This is a genomic window from Moorena sp. SIO3I6 (assembly GCF_010672095.1).
Map to the genome: position 1 here is coordinate 1 of NZ_JAAHHU010000708.1, position 2,401 is coordinate 2,401.

At 46.6% G+C, this 2,401-nt stretch carries 1 protein-coding gene; it reads left to right on the forward strand.

Annotated features, from left to right (window positions below):
* Positions 1-214: 214 nt before the first annotated feature.
* Complete coding sequence (locus tag F6K49_RS41645) at positions 215-2,209, forward strand: protein phosphatase 2C domain-containing protein (protein ID WP_293107069.1); 1,995 nt, start codon at positions 215-217, stop codon at positions 2,207-2,209.
* Positions 2,210-2,401: the final 192 nt, after the last annotated feature.

Genomic DNA, 2,401 nt, shown 5'->3' on the forward strand with positions numbered 1-2,401 from the left:
TATTTTTAGGTAGTAGGTGGCGGTTAGCTCTTAATTTGATTACCCTACTATGTTCATTATAGATGATCACAAAGTATCAAAGTTCTTGTCTGCCATTCATCCCACGCCGACATGCAAGTGGGGACGTGGGGCATAAGCGCGGACCTTAGCTAATTTATCTCAGCCGTTTAGAATTTGACCGTATAGCCGTAAATTAACTTCATAGGTATTAGCCGTGGATCGTTATCTTTGGGCAGTGGGTTCTGCTGCCGTAGAGCTACCAGTTGGAGAACAAGTGGCAGACCGCTACCAGGTAGTTGCCCCGCAAATTTGGCAGGATATGCAGCCAGAACTGCCACCGGATTTTCCTGAACAACTCAACGGCCATATCCTTCCTTACCTACGCTTGTATCCCCACTGCCTCCATGTGCCAGAGGTTTATGGGATATGCCAGTTGCCACAGCAACGGAATTTTCTGTCTACACCTGGTCAAGATGTAGTCATTTTGCTTGAAAATGCCCCGATTGATGCCAATGGCAACTTATATCCCTCAATGGAGTCGATGTGGACATCTGCGACCGCAGTGCGTCAAGTCTATTGGCTTTGGCAAATTTGGGAATTATGGATACCCTTATCAGAATTGGGTGTGGCTTCTAGCCTTTTAGTGCCAACTAATTTGCGAGTTCAAGGGTGGCGGCTGCGACTACGGGAATTATATCGGGATACCATGGCTGATACGAGTATATCACCAGTTGTACCGTCTAATGGTCTAGAGGATAGGGGATTTGATACATTGGTTTCCCGAGACTCTCCTGCCGAACCGACTTCTGTGAGTGAACCCTCTGTGGATGCTAGTCTTAAACAGCTAGGAGAGTGCTGGGAAGCTTGGTGTCGCAAAGCCTCAGTGTCTGTAGCGGATCCGCTACAAGCTATTGCCCAACACCTGCAAACTGAACACCCCTCCTTAAGTGCGATCGCATCCCAACTTAACCACCTATTACTTGAGCAAGCTGCTCACCAGCCGTTACGCTTACAAATTGCTGGTATCACCGCAACTGGTTCAAGTCACAGCCACAATGAAGACAGTTGCTATCCTACTAAGGCTGACTTGATTAAAGACCCAGAGCAATCCCAAGACCCCTTGATTCCCCACCTGTCGATTATTTGTGATGGTATTGGTGGTCACGAAGGGGGGGAAATTGCTAGTCAGTTAGCACTACAGTCGATTAAATTACAGGTTCGGGCATTACTGGCTGAGTTGAACGAAGATCCGGAGCTGATGACACCAGAACTCGTAACCGAGAATCTATCAGCAATTATCCGGGTTGCCAATAATATGATTTCTTCTCGTAACGATCAACAAGAACGAGAATCCCGGCGTCGCATGGCTACTACCTTAACCCTAGCGCTACAACTTCCCCAAATGGTGAATACACCAGAAGGGAAAACCAATGGTCACGAAATCTATATCGCTAGTGTAGGAGATAGTCGTGCTTACTGGCTTACTCCTGACTATTGCCAGCAGCTAACTGTGGATGATGATGTAGCTACTCGGGAGGTCAGGCTTGGTCGTAGTCTTTATCGACAAGCGTTGCAGCGATCTGATGCACAAGCACTCACTCAAGCCTTAGGGACAAAGGAGGCTGAATTACTTCGTCCCACTGTGCAACGGTTTATTGTGGAAGAAGATGGTTTGCTGCTGCTGTGTTCCGATGGGTTGAGCAACAACAACTTGATTGAAAAATTTGGTCGAGATTTACCGCAAAAAGTCAATAGCCACCGAATTTCCGTCGAATCGGCAGCTGAGTCTTTAATTGAGCTAGGGTTTAAACATAATGGTCAAGATGACATTTCGGTGGTGCTAACATACTGTGCTGTCTCTCCCCAATATCCGACAGTGCTAAATTTGGGAGACATCTCTAGCTCCAAAGAACTACAGGTGGTTAATCTGGAACAGCAAACTGCTCTGACTCCATCACTACCAGCGGAAATAACTACAACCAATGACAAGAAACCTGAAACCACCCGCTCATACCGGGATTGGATTAGAGCCTTGTTTGGGCTGCTGGGGGTAGTCGGTATACTTGTTGGGGCTGGTGCTATTTTACTGGCTACTCAATGGGTACTAGCTCCTGAGGGCTTCCAGAAAATGCGCGATCGCTTTTTCCCATCACCGGATCCAAATCTACCAGAGTCTTCACCTACCGACCAGGAGCTGCCAGATAACTAAGGGTGAAACTAAGGGTGAAAAAGATTTAAATTATAATCTATTCTTAGAATTTTAACCAAGAATCATCGGCATCAGACCAGGGAACTAATGCCATTAAACCTAAATTTTGTTTATGCTCACAACTGTGCTCAATGTAAACAACCCACTCTGTGAGACAATAAGAAGGTTGCCTGAGCCAACCCTAGCTTAGGA